16 protein-coding genes and 1 pseudogene are annotated in these 15,785 nt (G+C 70.3%); 11 read left to right on the top strand and 6 right to left on the bottom strand.

The features are described from left to right. Positions 1-239 precede the first annotated feature (239 nt). The 10 genes from K244_RS0120140 to K244_RS0120185 all read left to right on the top strand — a co-directional run bounded on the left by K244_RS0120140 (position 240) and on the right by K244_RS0120185 (position 10,090). The gene (locus K244_RS0120140; protein WP_020188103.1) at positions 240-1,316 is read left to right on the top strand and encodes an LLM class flavin-dependent oxidoreductase; all 1,077 of its coding nucleotides are present in this window, start codon (positions 240-242) and stop codon (positions 1,314-1,316) included. Beyond that, a complete protein-coding gene (locus K244_RS0120145) occupies positions 1,313-2,197 on the top strand; it encodes an ABC transporter permease subunit (RefSeq protein WP_020188104.1) in 885 nt (294 codons plus the stop codon). Before K244_RS0120140 ends, K244_RS0120145 begins: the two co-directional genes overlap by 4 nt. Continuing rightward, the gene (locus K244_RS0120150; protein ID WP_020188105.1) at positions 2,194-2,931 is read left to right on the top strand and encodes an ABC transporter ATP-binding protein; all 738 of its coding nucleotides are present in this window, start codon (positions 2,194-2,196) and stop codon (positions 2,929-2,931) included. Before K244_RS0120145 ends, K244_RS0120150 begins: the two co-directional genes overlap by 4 nt. A 10-nt stretch (positions 2,932-2,941) precedes the next feature. After that, on the top strand, positions 2,942-3,946 hold the full coding sequence (locus tag K244_RS0120155; RefSeq protein WP_020188106.1) for an NrtA/SsuA/CpmA family ABC transporter substrate-binding protein: 1,005 nt from the start codon (positions 2,942-2,944) through the stop codon (positions 3,944-3,946). A 204-nt stretch (positions 3,947-4,150) separates the two neighbouring features. After that, on the top strand, positions 4,151-5,275 hold the full coding sequence (locus K244_RS0120160; RefSeq protein ID WP_020188107.1) for an iron-containing alcohol dehydrogenase: 1,125 nt from the start codon (positions 4,151-4,153) through the stop codon (positions 5,273-5,275). A 113-nt stretch (positions 5,276-5,388) separates the two neighbouring features. Further along, positions 5,389-6,351, top strand: a complete 963-nt coding sequence (locus K244_RS0120165; protein WP_020188108.1) for a pirin family protein — start codon at positions 5,389-5,391, stop codon at positions 6,349-6,351. A gap of 101 nt (positions 6,352-6,452) precedes the next feature. Beyond that, complete coding sequence (locus K244_RS0120170; RefSeq protein WP_155931879.1) at positions 6,453-7,424, top strand: siderophore ABC transporter substrate-binding protein; 972 nt, start codon at positions 6,453-6,455, stop codon at positions 7,422-7,424. Further along, a complete protein-coding gene (locus tag K244_RS0120175) occupies positions 7,421-8,395 on the top strand; it encodes an iron chelate uptake ABC transporter family permease subunit (RefSeq protein WP_020188110.1) in 975 nt (324 codons plus the stop codon). Before K244_RS0120170 ends, K244_RS0120175 begins: the two co-directional genes overlap by 4 nt. After that, positions 8,388-9,338, top strand: coding sequence for an iron chelate uptake ABC transporter family permease subunit (locus K244_RS0120180; protein ID WP_020188111.1), 951 nt, complete (start codon positions 8,388-8,390; stop codon positions 9,336-9,338). Before K244_RS0120175 ends, K244_RS0120180 begins: the two co-directional genes overlap by 8 nt. Next, positions 9,335-10,090, top strand: coding sequence for an ATP-binding cassette domain-containing protein (locus tag K244_RS0120185; RefSeq protein ID WP_020188112.1), 756 nt, complete (start codon positions 9,335-9,337; stop codon positions 10,088-10,090). The genes K244_RS0120180 and K244_RS0120185 overlap by 4 nt, the downstream gene beginning before the upstream one ends. Positions 10,091-10,106: 16 nt before the next feature. On the opposite strand, the gene rfbA is transcribed toward K244_RS0120185, so the two are convergent. From rfbA to K244_RS0120215, 6 genes and pseudogenes are all read right to left on the bottom strand, one after another. Continuing rightward, positions 10,107-10,991 (bottom strand): glucose-1-phosphate thymidylyltransferase RfbA, encoded by an 885-nt coding sequence (gene rfbA, locus K244_RS0120190; protein WP_020188113.1) that lies wholly within the window; start codon positions 10,989-10,991, stop codon positions 10,107-10,109. Further along, entirely contained in the window at positions 10,988-11,845 is an 858-nt protein-coding gene (gene rfbD / locus K244_RS0120195; protein ID WP_020188114.1) for a dTDP-4-dehydrorhamnose reductase, read from the bottom strand. Before rfbD ends, rfbA begins: the two co-directional genes overlap by 4 nt. A 7-nt stretch (positions 11,846-11,852) precedes the next feature. Beyond that, a complete protein-coding gene (rfbB, locus tag K244_RS0120200; protein WP_020188115.1) occupies positions 11,853-12,896 on the bottom strand; it encodes a dTDP-glucose 4,6-dehydratase in 1,044 nt (347 codons plus the stop codon). A 10-nt stretch (positions 12,897-12,906) separates the two neighbouring features. Further along, positions 12,907-13,461, bottom strand: a complete 555-nt coding sequence (gene rfbC / locus K244_RS0120205) for a dTDP-4-dehydrorhamnose 3,5-epimerase (RefSeq protein ID WP_020188116.1) — start codon at positions 13,459-13,461, stop codon at positions 12,907-12,909. Between the two features lie 78 nt (positions 13,462-13,539). Then, positions 13,540-14,583: a fatty acid desaturase gene (locus K244_RS0120210; RefSeq protein WP_020188117.1), complete on the bottom strand. Its 1,044-nt coding sequence runs from the start codon at positions 14,581-14,583 to the stop codon at positions 13,540-13,542. A 173-nt stretch (positions 14,584-14,756) separates the two neighbouring features. Beyond that, a pseudogene (locus tag K244_RS0120215) lies at positions 14,757-15,035 on the bottom strand (LysR substrate-binding domain-containing protein); the annotation flags it as partial. A 539-nt stretch (positions 15,036-15,574) separates the two neighbouring features. Between K244_RS0120215 and K244_RS0120220 the strand changes: the two are divergent. After that, positions 15,575-15,760, top strand: coding sequence for a hypothetical protein (locus K244_RS0120220; RefSeq protein ID WP_020188119.1), 186 nt, complete (start codon positions 15,575-15,577; stop codon positions 15,758-15,760). Positions 15,761-15,785: the final 25 nt, after the last annotated feature.

Here is a 15,785-nt window from a genome sequence, read left to right on the forward strand (position 1 = left end):
CTCTCGTTTGGTGAGTCGGCTTTGGACATGCAGGGCAGCTCCGTTTCGCGAATGGGCGCGTAGCGTCGGCACCCTGCGGCGCACGCCTGGAACATAGCGTCGATGGCGCTATCGGAAGAGCCGGCCGCAACGCAGGCTTCCTACAAACGCGGCTTTCAGTATATCTATTTTATCGATTGTATTGACTTGTTCGATGAAGTTTTGGAGGAATGCCCGGGACGACGGCGAAGGGTTTGGAGATGTCGCAGATCGAGTTTGGCGTGTGGGCGCCTGTGCACGGGCCGCGCGCTGCGGCCCATGACCCGCTGGAGCCCTACGACGCTTCATGGGAGCACAACCGCGCCACGGTCATCGAGGCCGAAGCGCTTGGTTACGACTCCGTGCTCGTTGCGCAGCACACCGCAAACCCCCACGTGCCGGATCACGACCAGCTCGAGGCCTGGACGGCGTCCGCTGGCCTCGCGGCGCTGACGCAGCGCATCGAAATCATCTCGGCGATCAAGCCGGCGCTCTACCACCCGGTCGTGCTCGCCAAGATGGCGCTGCAGATCGAGGAGATCAGCCGCGGGCGCTTCGCCCTTAACCTGATCAACGCCTGGAACCGCGCCGAATTCGACAGAGCCGGCATCCCCTTCCTCGACCACGACCTGCGCTACGCCTACGGCCGCGAGTGGCTCTCGATCGTGAAGCGGCTGCTGCGCGGCGAGACGGTCACCCACCGGGGCGAGCACTTCGCCATCGACGGCTACGTGCTGGCGCCGGCGGGCAAATTCCGCGAGCGGCCCCGGATCTATCTCGGGGGCGAGTCCGAGCCCGCGCGGGAGCTTGCGGCCGAGCACAGCGACGTCTGGTTCATCAACGGACAGCCGCTCGCCGCGGTCGAGGGGCTGATCGCCGACCTCAGGGCCCGGCCGCGCGCGGGAAGCCCGCTGCGCTTCGGCCTCGCGGCTTTCGTCATCGCCCGCGAGACCGAGGCCGAGGCCCAGGCCGAACACCGCAGGCTCGCGACGCTCGCCGAGCGCGACAAGGCCGACCGGGCGATCCAAAAGGCCAACACCGACCCGAAGGTGGTGATGTTCCAGACGATCGCGAAGAACCCCTCCGTCGGCACCAACGGGGGCACCGCGGCCGGCCTCGTCGGCAGCTACGACCAGGTCGCCGAACGCATCGCGGCGTTCCACGCCGCCGGCGTCGAGGTCTTCATGCTGCAGTTCCAGCCCTTCCGCGCCGAGATGCGGCGTTTCGCCGAAGAGATCTTTCCGCGGCTTGGCCGGTCTGCGGCGACGGTCGCGCCCGGCCTGAGGGACGTCCGATGAGCGTTGCGGATCCTCGCGTCGAGGGCGGCTACGCGCTTGAGCCCAAGCCGGGCCTGCGGGCGTCGTCCGCCCGGCCGGCCTCACGCGCGAAGGCCGCCGGCGGCGGCGCGAGCCAGCGTGGGCTGCTCGCGCTGTCCTGGGCCGCGCCGGTCGTCGTGCTCATCGTCTGGGAAGCGCTGTGCCGCGGCGGCTACGTCGCGCCGCATGTGCTGCCGGCCCCGAGCAAGGTGGTGCAGACGGCGATCACGCTCGCCTCCACAGGAGGCCTGTTCTACGACCTCGGCGTCAGCCTCCTCCGGGCGGCGACGGGCTTCGCCATAGGCGGCCTGATCGGCTTCTCGCTCGGCGTCACGGTCGGCTTCTCACGTCTCGCGGAAGCCGCCATCGACCGCAGCGTCCAGATGATCCGCGCCGTGCCGTTCCTGGCCGCCCTGCCGCTCACGATCATCTGGTTCGGCGTCGGCGAAGGGCAGAAAATCTTCCTCGTGTCGCTCGGCGTCGTCTTCCCGATCTACATCAACACGATCCTCGGCATAAGGCAGGTCGACCCGAAGCTGCTGGAGCTTGCCCGGGTGCAGGGCCTGTCGGGCTGGACCACGATCCGGCGCATCATCCTGCCGGGCGCGCTGCCCTCGATCCTCACGGGGGTGCGCTATGCGCTGGCGGTCGCCTGGCTCGCGCTTGTCGTGGCGGAGACCGTCGGCGCCCAGGCGGGCCTCGGTTTCCTCGCCATGGACGCCCGCGAGTTCCTCCGCACCGACGTGATCGTGCTGACCATTCTGATCTACGCGCTGATCGGCGCCGGCTCGGATACGATCGCCCGCCTGCTGGAGCGCCGGCTGCTAGCTTGGCACCCGAACTATGCGAAGGGCGCCCGATGAGCCCGGTCGCCGCCACTCCCGCGGTCGCCGTCCGCCGCCTCGTCCGGCGGTACGGCGAGCGCACCGTCATCGACGGCCTCGACCTGACCATCCAGCGCGGCGAGTTCGTCGCCCTGCTCGGCGAAAGCGGCTGCGGAAAGACCACCCTGCTGCGCGCGCTCGCCGGCCTCGACCCGATCGACGGCGGGTCTGTCGACGCGCCGGGACGCCCGGCGGTCGTGTTCCAGGAGCACCGCCTGCTGCCCTGGGACAGCCTCTGGCGGAACGTCTCGCTTGGCCAGCCGAAAGACGGCGCCCGGACGCGCGCCGCGGAGGCGCTCGCGGAGGTCGGCCTTGGCGACCGGCTGGACGACTGGCCGCGCAACCTCTCCGGCGGCCAGGCCCAGCGCGTCGCGCTCGCCCGCGCGCTGGTGCAGGAGCCCGAACTGCTGCTGCTCGACGAGCCCTTCGCAGCGCTCGACGCGCTGACGCGTCTTCGGATGCATCAGCTCGTGAAGGAGCTGATCGCCCGCCACCGGCCGGGCGTGCTGCTCGTCACCCACGACGTCGACGAGGCGCTCGCGCTCGCCGACCGCATCCTGCTCATGCGCGATGGCGCGATCGCCCACGAAATCCGGCTCTCGGACGACGTCTCGATCCAGGCCGCACGCGCGGACCTGCTGGCCCAATTCGGCGTCCTGCCGGCGGATCGCCGACGGAGTTCGTCTTTCTCCCTCTCTCAAACGCCCGCTTAAGGCCCAACCCATGTCGTTCTTCCGCACCCCTTCGCGCCGCACGTTCCTCGCGGGGTCGACGCTCGCCGCCGGCGCGCTGTCCGGCGGCTTCTCGCTCGGGGGCGCGGCCCCTGCGTCCGCCCGCAACACCGACAAGGTCCGGCTGACCTTCGGTCCGTCCGGCGGCCTCACCCTCATCGCCAAGGAGCGCGGCGCGTTCGAGAAGGCGCTGAACGATCAGGGCCTCAAGGTCGAGTGGGTCGGTCCGTTCCCGAACCACGCGCCGACCCTGCAGGCGGTGACGGGCGGCAGCGCCGACTTCAGCTTCGGCGGTTCGACGACGCCGGCCTTCGCCGCGATCAGCGCCGGCTCGCCGCTCGTCTTCACTCAGTTCCTGGTCTACCGCCCGCGCACGACCTCGATCATCGCCCGCCAGGGCTCGGGGATCGAAAAGGTCCAGGACCTCGTCGGCAGGTCGGTGGCGGTGAACCGCTCGGGGCTGGGCGAGTTCCTGCTGGTCGCGGCGCTGGAGAAATACGGCGTCGACCGCTCCAAGGTGAACGTCGTCTACCTCAACCCGCCGGACGCGGCGCCCGCGCTCGCCTCCGGAAAAGTCGACGCCTGGTCGATGTGGAGCCCCAGCGTCGACATCGCCCGCGCCGAGTACAAGGCGCACGACATCTTCGTTGAGGAGCGCGACCTCGACTTCCAGATCGACTTCACGACCTGGCTGACCTCGCGCACCTTCGCGACCGAGAACGCCGACATCGTGCGGCTGGTGAACGCCGGCTTCGCCCGCGAGGCGGAGTGGGCGAGCGCGAACCCGCAGGAGGCCGAGACGATCGCGCAAGGGTCGCCGCCGCGCTACTCCGACGCCGTCCGCGACCTCTTCCTCGAGCGAAAGCGGCGCTACGAGATCTATCCCGTCACCGACGAGGCCTTCGTCGCTCAGTTGCAGAAGGCCGCCGATTGGCTGGTCGAGCGCAAGGTCCTGCCGGAAAAGGTGACCGTGACGGACCTGCTCGCCAAAGTCTGAAGCGAACGTCGCGGGCCGGCCTCGGTTGATCCGAGGTCGGAACCGGCGTTCTTGAGATCCCGGGATGCGCATGTCGCCACGGCTCGAACGGATTGGCCCGTGGGACGACGACAGGGTCAACGTCCGGTGCGTCTTCGACGGTTGTCAATTGCTCCGACCTGGGCGATTGCCTTGGGCTGCGATCAAAAGCCCGGGGAATGAACAATGCCTCCGATCACCTATCTCACGACGATCGACTTCGAGATTGGCGCCGTCGCGCGGCTTGGCGAAGCGCTCCAGGGCCTCAAGATTTCCCGCCCCTTGATCGTTTCGGATCGAGGCCTGAAGGCGGCGGGGATCGTCGACCGCATCACGGCGCTCTGCCCGGCGGGATCGCCGGTGTTTCTCGACGTCCCGACCAACCCGACCGAATCCGCGGCGCTCGCCGCGCTGGAAGTCTACAAGGCCGGCGGCTGCGACGGATTGGTGGCGGCCGGCGGCGGGTCGCCGATCGACCTCGCGAAGGCGGTCGCCCTGCTGGCGACCCACGACGGTCCGCTGGAGACCTACGCCGCTATCCTGGGTGGCATCCCGAAGATCGCCGCGGTCGCGCCGCTGATCGCCGTTCCGACCACGGCGGGCACCGGCTCGGAGGTCGGCCGCGCGGCCTTGATCAGCCTCGACGACGGCCGGAAGCTCGGCTTCATCAGCCCGCACCTCATCCCGAAACTCGCGATCTGCGACCCCGAGCTGACGCTCGGCCTGCCGGCGTGGCTGACCGCCGCGACCGCGCTGGACGGGCTGTCGCACTGCATCGAGACCTTGCTCTCGCCCCGCTTCAATCCGCCGGCCGAGGCGATCGCTCTCGACGGCGCCGGGCGCATCTGGCGGCACATCGAGCGATCCTGCGCCGACGGCGGCGACATCGAGGCGCGCTCTGAGCTTATGATGGGCGCGCTCGAGGGCGGTCTGACCTTCCAGAAAGGCCTCGGCGCGGTCCATGCCCTCAGCCATGCGCTCGGCGGCCTCAAGACGGCGTCGCTCCACCACGGCACCCTGAACGCCATCCTGATGCCGCCGGTGCTGCGGTTCAGCGCCGGCCACGTTGGCGACAAGATCGAGCGCCTGAAGGCGGCGATGGGCCTCGCCCCCGAGACGGACCTTGCGGACGAGCTCGACGCGCTCAACCGGCGGCTCGGCGTGCCGGCAGGACTTGGAACCCTCGGCGTCACCGAGGACGTGCTGCCGTGGGTGGTCGAGCGGGCGCTGGCCGACCACAGCCACGCGACCGCGCCGCGCCAGCCCAGCGCGGAGGAGTACCGGGCGCTGCTGGACGACCGCATGGGTTGAGGCGGTAGGGGCGCGGCGGCCCGCCGCGCGATTGCCGACGCGCCGAAACCGGGCTTCAATCGCCGCCCGGCGAGGCGCTCTTTCAGCGCGGATTGCGGCGGAGGAACGACGCCATGACCTGGAGCCCCTGTCCCGATCCCGTGATCGGCGACCGCCCGTCCACCGACGCGATCGAGACCTTGATCGTGCCGCGGGCGGTCGATCTCGGCGAGATGGTGGTGCGCCGCGCGCTGCCGTCGACCAAGCGCCAGATGGTGGGACCCTTCATCTTCTTCGACCAGATGGGCCCGGCGGAGTTTCTGACCGATCAGGGCATCGACGTCCGGCCGCACCCGCACATCAACCTCGCGACCCTGACCTATCTGTTCGAAGGCGAGATCCTCCACCGCGACAGCCTCGGCACCGAGATCGCCATTCAGCCCGGCGCGGTGAACTGGATGCGGGCCGGGCGCGGCATCGTGCATTCCGAGCGCACCAGCGAAACCCGCAAGCGGACGGGCCAGAAACTCTTCGGCATCCAGTCCTGGATGGCGCTTCCCACCGCGATCGAGGAGGCGGACCCCGCCTTCATGCACCACGGCGCGGCGGCGCTGCCGGTGATCGACGTGGAGGGCGTCGAGGCGCGGCTCATCACGGGCGCCGCCTTCGGCGAGACCTCGCCGCTCGCCGTCGCGTCGCCGACGCTCTACGCCGACGTCCGCCTCGCGTCAGGACGACGCCTGCCGATCGACGCGACCTACGAGGAGCGCGCGATCTACACCATCGCCGGCGAGATCGAGATCGCAGGCGACGCGTTCGCGCCGGGCCAGCTCCTCGTTCTGCGACCTGGCGACCCGATCACGATCCATGCCCGCTCCGACGCGCGGTTCATGCTGTTCGGCGGCGAGCCGATGGAGGGGCCGCGCTACATCTGGTGGAACTTCGTCTCCTCGCGACTCGAGCGGATCGAGCTCGCCAAGGAGGAGTGGGCGAAAGGCCGTTTCGACGCGGTGCCCGGCGATGAGCACGAGTTCATTCCGTTGCCGGCCTCGCTGAGCGCGCCGCAGCGCGCCACCGGCGGCGCGGACCGCGTCTGACCGCCTTCTTTACGGGTTTTGCCGAGCTGACTCGTTCTTCGGTCAGCGTCGCGTGCGCGGCGCTTGCGTTGACGGGAGACGAACGAATGGCGGAACAGGCGATGGGGCGCGCAACGAAGGCGACCGCCCGGCGCGGCGACGTCCGCCGCACGCGCGGTATGTCCGGCTTCCTTAAGGGCGCGCACGTTCTCCCGCTGATCGCCGCTCTCGCCTGCGCCGTCGGCCCCGCCTCCGCCGTCGAGATCATGACCGCGTCCGGTCCGGTCGACGTCGCGACGCCGCCAAAGCGCGTCGCGGTCTACGATCTGTCGGCGCTCGACACGCTGGACAGGCTCGGCGTCGTCCCCGCCGGCGTGCCGGAGAAGCTCTACGCGCCCGCGCTCGAGCCGATCGCCGCCAAGGCGGCGCATGTCGGCACCCTGTTCGAACCGGATCTCGAGGCGCTCAGCGCGTTGAAGCCGGACCTCGTCATCGTCGGCGGGCGCTCGTCTCCGCGGGCCGAGGCGACGCGCAAGTTGGCGCCGACCATCGACATGAGCATGACCGGCGCAGATCTCGTGGGGGAGGCCAAGGCGAGGCTTGCGGCCTACGGAACGCTGTTCGGCCGTGAGACGGAGGCCGCGGCGGCGAAGGTCGAGCTGGAGACCGCCGAGCAGGCCGCCCGCGCGGCGGCGCAGGGCAAGGGGACCGGGCTCATCCTGATGACGACCGGGCCGAAGATTTCGGTGTTCGGGCCGGGCACGCGCTTCGGCTGGGTGCACGAGGCGCTGGGCCTCCCGCCCGCCATCAAGGAGGTCAAGGCGGGCGTCCATGGCGAGGCCGCGTCGTTCGAGCTGATCGCGCAGGCGAACCCGGACTGGTTGATCGTCGTCGACCGCGGGGCCGCAATCGGCGCCCCGGGCGCAAGCGCCCAGGCGACGCTGGACAACGAGCTCGTCGCCGGCACGACGGCTTGGAAGAAAGGGCAGGTGATCTACCTCCCGCCGGCCGATTTCTATGTCGCGGGCGGCGGGGTGCAGGCTTTGACCCGCACGTTGAAGGCCATGACCGCCGCGTTCGACGCGGCAAAATGAGGGCTGTCCCCCACGCGTCGCCGGCGGGTCTCGCAGGCGTCGCGCTGCTGCTGGCGCTCGCCGTCGCCAGCCTGTTCGTCGGCGCCGGGCATCTAAGCCTCGCGCGCCTGACGCAGGATCCGGCGGCCTGGACGCTGCTCGCGGCGAGCCGGCTGCCCCGGACCCTGGCCGCCATCCTCGCCGGCGCGGGCCTCGCCGTCGCAGGGCTCGTGATGCAGACGCTCGCGCGCAACCGTTTCGTCGAGCCGATGACCGCCGGCGGCGGCCAAAGCGCGGCGCTCGGCGTTCTCGCGGTCACGTTGCTCTGGCCCGCGGCCTCGCTGCCGCTGAAGATGGCCGCGGCGAGCGCGGCGGCGCTGGCGGCCTCCTCGCTGTTCGTCGAGGTCGCCCAGCGGCTGCCGCCGACCCAGCCACTGCTCGTGCCGCTGTTCGGCCTCGCCTACGGCGCCGTGCTCGGCTCCGCGCTGACCTTCCTCGCCTGGCGCACCGACCTCCTGCAGTACGTGGAGGTCTGGATCAACGGCGACTTCTCCGGCGTGCTGCGCGGGCGGTACGAGTTGCTGTGGCTGGCCGCCGCCGCGACGGGCCTCGCCTGGTGGGCGGCGGACCGGCTGACCGTGCTGTCGCTCGGCCGTGACGCGAGCGTCGGCCTCGGGCTTGACTACGCGGCGATGATGCGGCTCGGCCTCGTCATCGTCTCGGTGGTCTCCGCGATTACGGTCACCACGGTCGGCATGATCCCGTTCGTCGGCCTGGTCGCGCCGAACCTCGTCACCCGTCTCGTCGGCGATCACCTTCGGCGCGCGACGCCGTGGGCGGCGCTTGCGGGCGCAAGCCTGACGCTCGGCTGCGACGTGCTCGGACGGCTGCTGCGCCATCCCTACGAAGCGCCGGTCGGCACGGTGCTCGGCGTCGTGGGAGCGGCGGCGTTCCTGTGGCTGCTCTTCGGTCCGCGGCCGCCCCGTGCTTAAGCGCGAACGGCTGGCGCTCGCCCTCCTTAGCGTGCTCGCGCTCGTCGCGACGGCGGCGTTCCTCGGCCTCAACCTGCGCGGCGATCTCGCCTTCGCGCTCGAGCTTCGGGGCGTGCGGCTGCTGGCGCTCGTTCTCGTCGCGGTCGCGGTGGCCGCCTCGACCGTGACGTTCCAGACCGTGACGGCGAACCGCATCCTGACCCCCGCGATCATGGGGCTCGACGCGCTCTACGCCTTCGGCCAGACCGCGCTGGTGTTCGGCCTCGGCGCCCATGGCTTCGCGGCGCTCGACCCGCGCCTCAAGTTCGCGGGGGAATCGGCGCTGATGCTCGGCATGGCGCTCGCGCTGTTCCTGCCGCTGCTCCGCGCGCGCATGGACGTCACGCTGATGCTGCTCAGCGGCGTCGTGCTCGGCGTGCTGTTCCGCAGTCTCTCGGCGCTGCTGATCCGCCTGGTCGATCCGACCGCCTTCGCCGCCATCCAGGGCGCGACGTTCGCGAGCTTCAACGTGGTCCGCAGCGACCTGCTCGCCATCGCAGGCGTCGTCACGGTCGTCTCCGTCGCTGCGATCTGGCGGGCGCGCCGCGCGCTCGACGTCCTGGCGCTCGGGGCCGACCCCGCCACCGGGCTCGGCCTCGACTGGCGGCGCTCGGCGGTCGGGCTGCTCGCGCTGACCGCCCTTCTCGTCGCCGTCTCGACCGCGCTGGTGGGGCCGGTCGTGTTCCTCGGGCTGTTCGTTGTGGCGGTCGCCGAGCGCCTGGTCGACACCCGCCGCCACGCGGTGCTGCTGCCCGCGGCGGTCCTGGTGGGCGTCGTCGTTCTGGTCGGCGGACAGGCTCTGCTGCAGCACGGCCTCGGCGGGGAGGGCGCGCTGGGCATCGTGGCCGAATTCCTCGGCGGCGTCGTCTTCCTCGCCTTCCTGATCTCGGAGGCCCGGCGATGATCCGGATCGAGAACGTCTCACTGACGCGCGGCGGCGCGCGGATTTTGCACGACGTCAGCCTGACGCTGCCGAAAGGCGGGCTGACGGCGCTGATCGGGCCGAACGGCGCGGGCAAGTCGTCGCTGCTGTCGCTGATCGCCCGGCTGCAGCCGCTCCAGACCGGGCGCATCTCGGTCGACGGCCTGCCGGTGGACGCGACCCCGGGTCGGACGCTCGCCAAGACGCTCGCCGTGCTGCGCCAGGATCCCGGCGTCGCGAGACGGCTGCGCGTCCGCGAACTGGTGGGCTTTGGCCGTTTCCCGCACAGCCGCGGACGGCTGACGCCCGAGGACGACGCGGTGGTGGCGGCGACGCTCGACCAGTTCGACCTGACGCCGCTCAAGGAGCGCTTCGTCGAGACGCTGTCCGGCGGCCAGCGCCAGCGCGCGCTGATCGCCATGACGGTGGCGCAGGCGACCGACACCCTGCTGCTGGACGAGCCTCTCAACAATCTCGACATGCGCTACGCCCGCGACCTGATGCGGCGTCTGCGGGCGCTGGCCGACGCCGGCCGCACAATCGTCGCGGTGCTCCACGACGTGAACCAGGCCGCGGCCTACGCCGACCGCATCGTCGCCCTGCGCGACGGCCGGCTGGTGGCGATGGGCGCGCCTGCGGAGATCATGACGCCCGAGACGCTGGACGCCGTCTTCGGCTACCGCATGCGCGTCGTGGACGTCGACGGCCGACCGATGGCGCTGCACCACATGTGACGCCGACGGCGAGGCTTTAGAAGCCTTCTTCCATGCAGAGCTGCTTGAGATATCGGCCGTAGTCCGATTTCGACAGTCCGGCGGCGATCGAGGACAGGGCCTCGCCCGTGATCCAGCCCTTGCGGAACGCGATCTCCTCCGGGCACCCGGTCTGCACCCCCTGCCTCTGCTGGAGCGTCCGCACGAAGTTTCCGGCGTCGAGCAGGCTTTCGTGCGTGCCGGTGTCGAGCCAGGCGAACCCCCGGCCGAGCTTTTCCACGCTCAGCGAGCCCTCCTGCAGGTAAAGCTCGAGCAGCGACGTGATCTCCAGTTCGCCCCGGCCGGAGGGCCTGATGTCCTTCGCCTTCCGCGACGCGGTTCCGTCGAGGAAATAGAGGCCCGTGACGGCGTAGCTCGACGGCGGCGCCTGCGGCTTCTCGATGATGGCGGTCGCGGTCCCCGCGGCGTCGAACGCCACGACCCCGTAGCGTTCGGGCTCGGTGACACGGTAGGCGAAGACCGTTCCACCCCCCTGGTCGGCGCTTGCGGCCTGGAGGATCTCGGGCAGGCCGTGCCCGAAGAAGATGTTGTCGCCGAGGATCATGCAGGACGGCGCGCCCGCGAGAAAATCCTCGCAGATCAGATAGGCCTGGGCGAGCCCGTCCGGACTGTCTTGCGTGAAGAACGACAGCTCGACGCCCCACTGACGCCCGTCGCCGAGCGCCTTCCGGAACTGGTCGGCGTCGCCGGGCGTGGTGATGATCGCGATGTCCCGGATGCCGGCCAGCATCAGCACCGACAGCGGGTAGTAGATCATCGGCTTGTCGAACACGGGCATCAGCTGTTTCGACACGCCGTGGGTTATCGGATAGAGGCGCGTGCCCGATCCGCCCGCGAGGATGATGCCTTTTCTCGTGCTCACGCGTCGTCCGTTCGAAGATGGCCGACGATCGGGCCAAGCGCGGATCGCCAGTCGGGTCGTTGTACGCCCAGATGACGCTTAATCCGGCCGCAGTCGAGGCGGGAGTTGGACGGGCGCCGCGCCGGCCGCGGACAGTCCGATGAGGGAGCGCCGACCACTTCGCACTCCATCGCGGCCGCCGCGAAGATCGCCGAGGCGAAGCCCGCCCAGCTGACGTCGGGCGCTCCCGCGAGGTGATAAAGGCCGGGGCGTGCTCCGGATTCCCGCCGCCCGGTCGCCAAATCGAGGCAGGCGCGCGCCACAGCCGAGGCGGGCGTCGGGCCGCCGATTTGGTCGTTCACCACGCGCAGCGACGATCGGCCTTCGCCGGCCCGCAGCATGGTGCGGACGAAGTTGGCGCCGAAGCGCGAGAACACCCAGGAGGTGCGCAGGATCGCGCAACGCCCGCCATGCCGCAGGACCTGCTCCTCTCCGAGCCGCTTGCTGCGTCCGTAGGCGTTGATCGGCGCGGTGGCGTCGTCCTCGCGCCAGGGGGCCTCGCCGGCGCCGCTGAAGACGTAGTCGCTGGAGATGTGGACGAAGGCAGCGCCAAGCTCCGCGCAGGCCTCCGCCATCCGGCCGGGCGCCTCGCCGTTGACGACGCGCGCGGCGGCCTCCTGCTCTTCGGCGAGGTCGACGGCGGTCCAGGCGGCGGCGTTGATCACCGCGTCGGGCCGGGCGTCGCAAATCAGCCGGGCGCAGGCCGCCGGATCGGTCAGGTCGGCCTCGGCCCGGCCGACGAAGCGCGCCGTGGGCGCCACCAGCGCCAGCTCGCGCGCGACCTGTCCCGTGGAGCCGAAGACGAGGAGCGTCATCGCGGACTCATGGCGGCGTCACGCCGAGGCCGAGCCGCGCGGCGCGTTCGTCGATCCGGCCGCGCCACCAGGCTTCGTTGTCGAGAAACCATTGCACCGTCGTTTCGAGGCCGACCTGCAGCGTCGTGCGCGGCGCCCAGCCCAGCTCGTCGCGGATGCGGGTCGCGTCGATCGCGTAGCGGAAATCGTGGCCGGGCCGGTCGGCGACGAACGCGATCTGGCGGTCGTAGGGGCTGTCCTTCGGCCGTTTCGCGTCGAGGATCGCGCAAAGCGCGCGGACGATGTCGATGTTCGTCGCTTCGGCGTCGCCGCCGACGTTGTAGCTTCGCCCGACGACTCCGCATGAGAGCGCGAGCAGCAGCGCAGCCGCATGATCCTCCACGTAGAGCCAGTCGCGCACGTTGCGGCCGTCGCCATAGACCGGGAGGGGCCGCCCGCCGAGCGCCGCGAGGATCGTCAGCGGGATCAGCTTCTCGGGGAACTGGAACGGGCCGTAGTTGTTCGAGCAGTTCGTGAGGACGACCGGCAGGCCGTAGGTCGCATGCCACGCCCGCGCCAGATGATCCGACGCCGCCTTCGAGGCCGCGTAGGGGCTGTTCGGCGCATAGGGCAAGGCTTCGGTGAACTTGCCGTCGGCGTCGAGCGCGCCGAACACCTCGTCCGTCGAGACATGCAGAAAGCGGAAGCGCGCGGGCGAGCCCGCGTCGAGCCAGAAGACGCGCGCCGCCTCGAGCAGGTTCAGCGTGCCGACGACGTTGGTCTCGACGAAGACGCGAGGCGCGTCGATCGAGCGGTCGACGTGGGTCTCGGCGGCGAGATGGATCACGCCGTCCGGCCGGTAGTCGTGGAACAGCGCGCGCATCGCCTCGGCGTCCCGGATATCGGCGTGCGCGAAGCGATGCCGGGCCGAACCCGAAACCTCGGCGACGTTCGCGAGCGACGAGGCGTAGCTCAGCGCGTCGATGTTGAGGACGTCATGGCCCTCGCGGATGGCGAGGCGCACGACGGCCGATCCGATGAACCCCGCGCCGCCGGTCACGATCAGGCGCATGGGCCGCTCCTCATGCGAACGGCGAGACGAAGGCGGCGAGGGGCTGCGCCTCGGCGTCGCGGGCCGAGGTGAGCGGCGCGACCCCGGCCGGCGCTGGCCAGTCCACGCCGCAGCTGTCCCAGCGGACGGCGCCCTGCGCGTCCGGAGCGTAGTCCGCGGTGCACTTGTAGAGCGCCTCAGTATCGTCCTCGAGCGTCAGCAGTCCGTGGAGGAAGCCCTCGGGGATGTAGAGCTGCAGCCCGTTGTCCGCGCTGAGCTCGAGGCCGAACGACCGCCCGTAGGTCGCGCTGCTCGTCCGGACGTCCACCGCGACGTCGAAGAACCGTCCCCGCCCGCAGCGCACGAGCTTGCCCTGGCCGTGCGGCGGCGCCTGGTAGTGCATCCCGCGGAGGGTCCAGCGGCGCGTCGACAGCGAGCGGTTGTCCTGGACGAACTCCGGAAGCTCGAGGCCCGCGTCGGTGAGCCGACGCTTGCTCCACGTTTCCGAGAGCACGCCCCGGTCGTCCCGGAACTGGGGCGGAGCGATGATGAGCAGGCCCGCGATGTCGGTTCGCTCGACGCGCATGCGCCCCTTCATGGCTCCAGTGCGGCCCACTCCGGGGGATATTCGCGTGAATCCCCCCGCCGTCGAGATTTCTAACAATCAGGCCGGGCTGGGGGAAAGCCCCGCCAGGCGCGCCTCCTTGAAGGAGATCAGCTTGCGGGCGGTCTCGTCCCACAGCGCGAGCGGCACGCACTTCAGGCTCTCAGTGAACGTCAGCCGTCCCACGGCGCGCAGCTCGGGGAAGTCGCGGAGCACTTCCGGCAGGCGGTAGTAGGGGATGCGGCTCGACACGTGATGGACGTGGTGGATGCCGATGTTCGCCGTCAGCCATTGGAACGGCGCGGGAAGATCATAGTGCGAGCTGCCGTGCAGCGCGGCTTCCGAGGCGTTCCATTCGTCGCCTTCGCGCCAGTGCGTCTCCTCGAACTGGTGCTGGACGAAGAACAGCCACACGCCGGCGGAGGCGGCGAGCGCGACCACCGGCAGCTGGATGAGGAAGAACGAGCTGGCCCCGACGGCCCAGATCATCAGGCCCGCGATCAGCGCGATGACGGCGTTGGTCGCCATGGTGCTGAGCCAGAGCGTCCGTCCCTTGCGCATGAAGCCGACGGGCAGGCGGCCCTGCAGGATGAAGACGTACGAAGGGCCGAAGCCGAACATCACCAGCGGGTTGCGGTAGAGGCGGTACCGCAGCCGGCCCCAGGGCGAGCGCGCCCGGTATTCGGCGACCGTCAGCGTGTCGATGTCGCCGACGCCGCGGTGGTCCAGGTTGCCGGAGGTCGCGTGGTGCACGGCGTGGCTGCGCCGCCAGTAGTCGTAGTCGGTGAGGGTGAACACGCCGATCACGCGGCCGACCCAGTCGTTGGCGGAGCGGCGCGGGAAGAACGAGCCGTGGCCGCAGTCGTGCTGGATCATGAACAGCCGCACGAGGAAGCCGGCGGCGGGCGCAATCAGCAGCAGGTAGAGCCACACCAGGCCCTGGTTCAACGCGACCGCCATGGCCGCCCAGGTTCCCGCGAACAACGCGACCGTCAGGCCGATTTCATAGACGCTGCGAGCGGTGCTCGGCTCGTGGTAGGCGCGCAGTTTCCCGCGCAGCTGGTTCGCGTCCAGGGAGGCCGTTCGGCTGTCGTCCGGCGCCATGGCGCGTCGCTTTCTGCTGCGGCGGTGAGGCTGCCAGCTGTGGAGAGTTCGGAGATCGATCACGGCAAGTCGTATGCGACGCGCCGCCCCGCAAGCCCGCGGGGAGCCCCCGCATATCCTGCGCGGCCGCGGACATCCATCATTTCGTGCGCTAGACGGCGGCCCAAGAGGCGTCACCCATCGCGCGGGTCGGCGAAATCCTGCACGGTCGCAACCTCGAGTTCGGCCAGGAGCCAGTGCGCGAACAGACGGACCGGCCGCGGCTGCCGGCTCGCCTGCGGAAACACAAGATGGTGTCCGACATAGCGAACGTCGAGGGCGCGGCCGGCGAGCGGCGCGACCAGCCGACCGGCCTTCAGTTCGCGTTCCGCGAGACGCGTCGATTCCAGCGCCACGCCGAGGCCTTCGACCGCCGCCGCGATGGCGAGGAAGCTGCGGTCGAACCGCATGCCGTCGCTTTCTCCTGTCGATCGGCCACTACGCGATCGCGGTCTACTGGGTGCGGCGGCGGTCGCCGGCCTCCGCCTAGAAAGCGGGCTTGTCCACCGGGTTGACCGTCATCGGCCCCGAGGCGATGCCCGCTCGCGACGCCTACCGAGATCGTGGCGCTTGCGGCGCGCGGGCTCGGTCCAGCCCTTCATAACGAAAAATATAAAATCTATGTAATGAATATATTTATGTTGACCGGGCGATCGGTCTGACGCATCGTCACTTTGTGTTCGGTCGTCCCCGACTGAACGCCGCGGCTTTTGAACGAGCAGCTTGCGCCGCGTCACCAATCGCTAAAGCGCCACGGCGTGACGAACGCCCGTGGTTCCGACAGCCCCGAAGGTCCGTCATGCCTGCGTTCCCGACGTCCTCTCTCGACCACCTCAAACCCCGGCTCCGCGCGGCTGCGGGACGATGTCGCCCCTGACGCCAGGGTCGATGTGGTCCGGCCGCCGCGACGGCGCCGGGGTTCTTTCTTGAGAGACGTGAAAAGGAGCGCGCCATGAGCGCAGCGTTCGTCATCGAAGTGCGCGGCCGGCAGGCCGGTCTCGTCGTGCGCCAGGATCGCGGCGGCTACCGCTTTTTCGCGGCGGTCTCCGAAGCCTTGGCGCTCGAAGGTAAGGTGTTCCGCTCGGCCGCCGACGCCAGCCGCGCCGCCCGCGCGATTTTCGCGGCCGCCGCGCGCTGAAACCGTGGCCGATCGGCCACGCCTG

Source organism: Methylopila sp. 73B (assembly GCF_000526315.1).
In the GTDB taxonomy this organism is placed as follows: domain Bacteria; phylum Pseudomonadota; class Alphaproteobacteria; order Rhizobiales; family Methylopilaceae; genus Methylopila.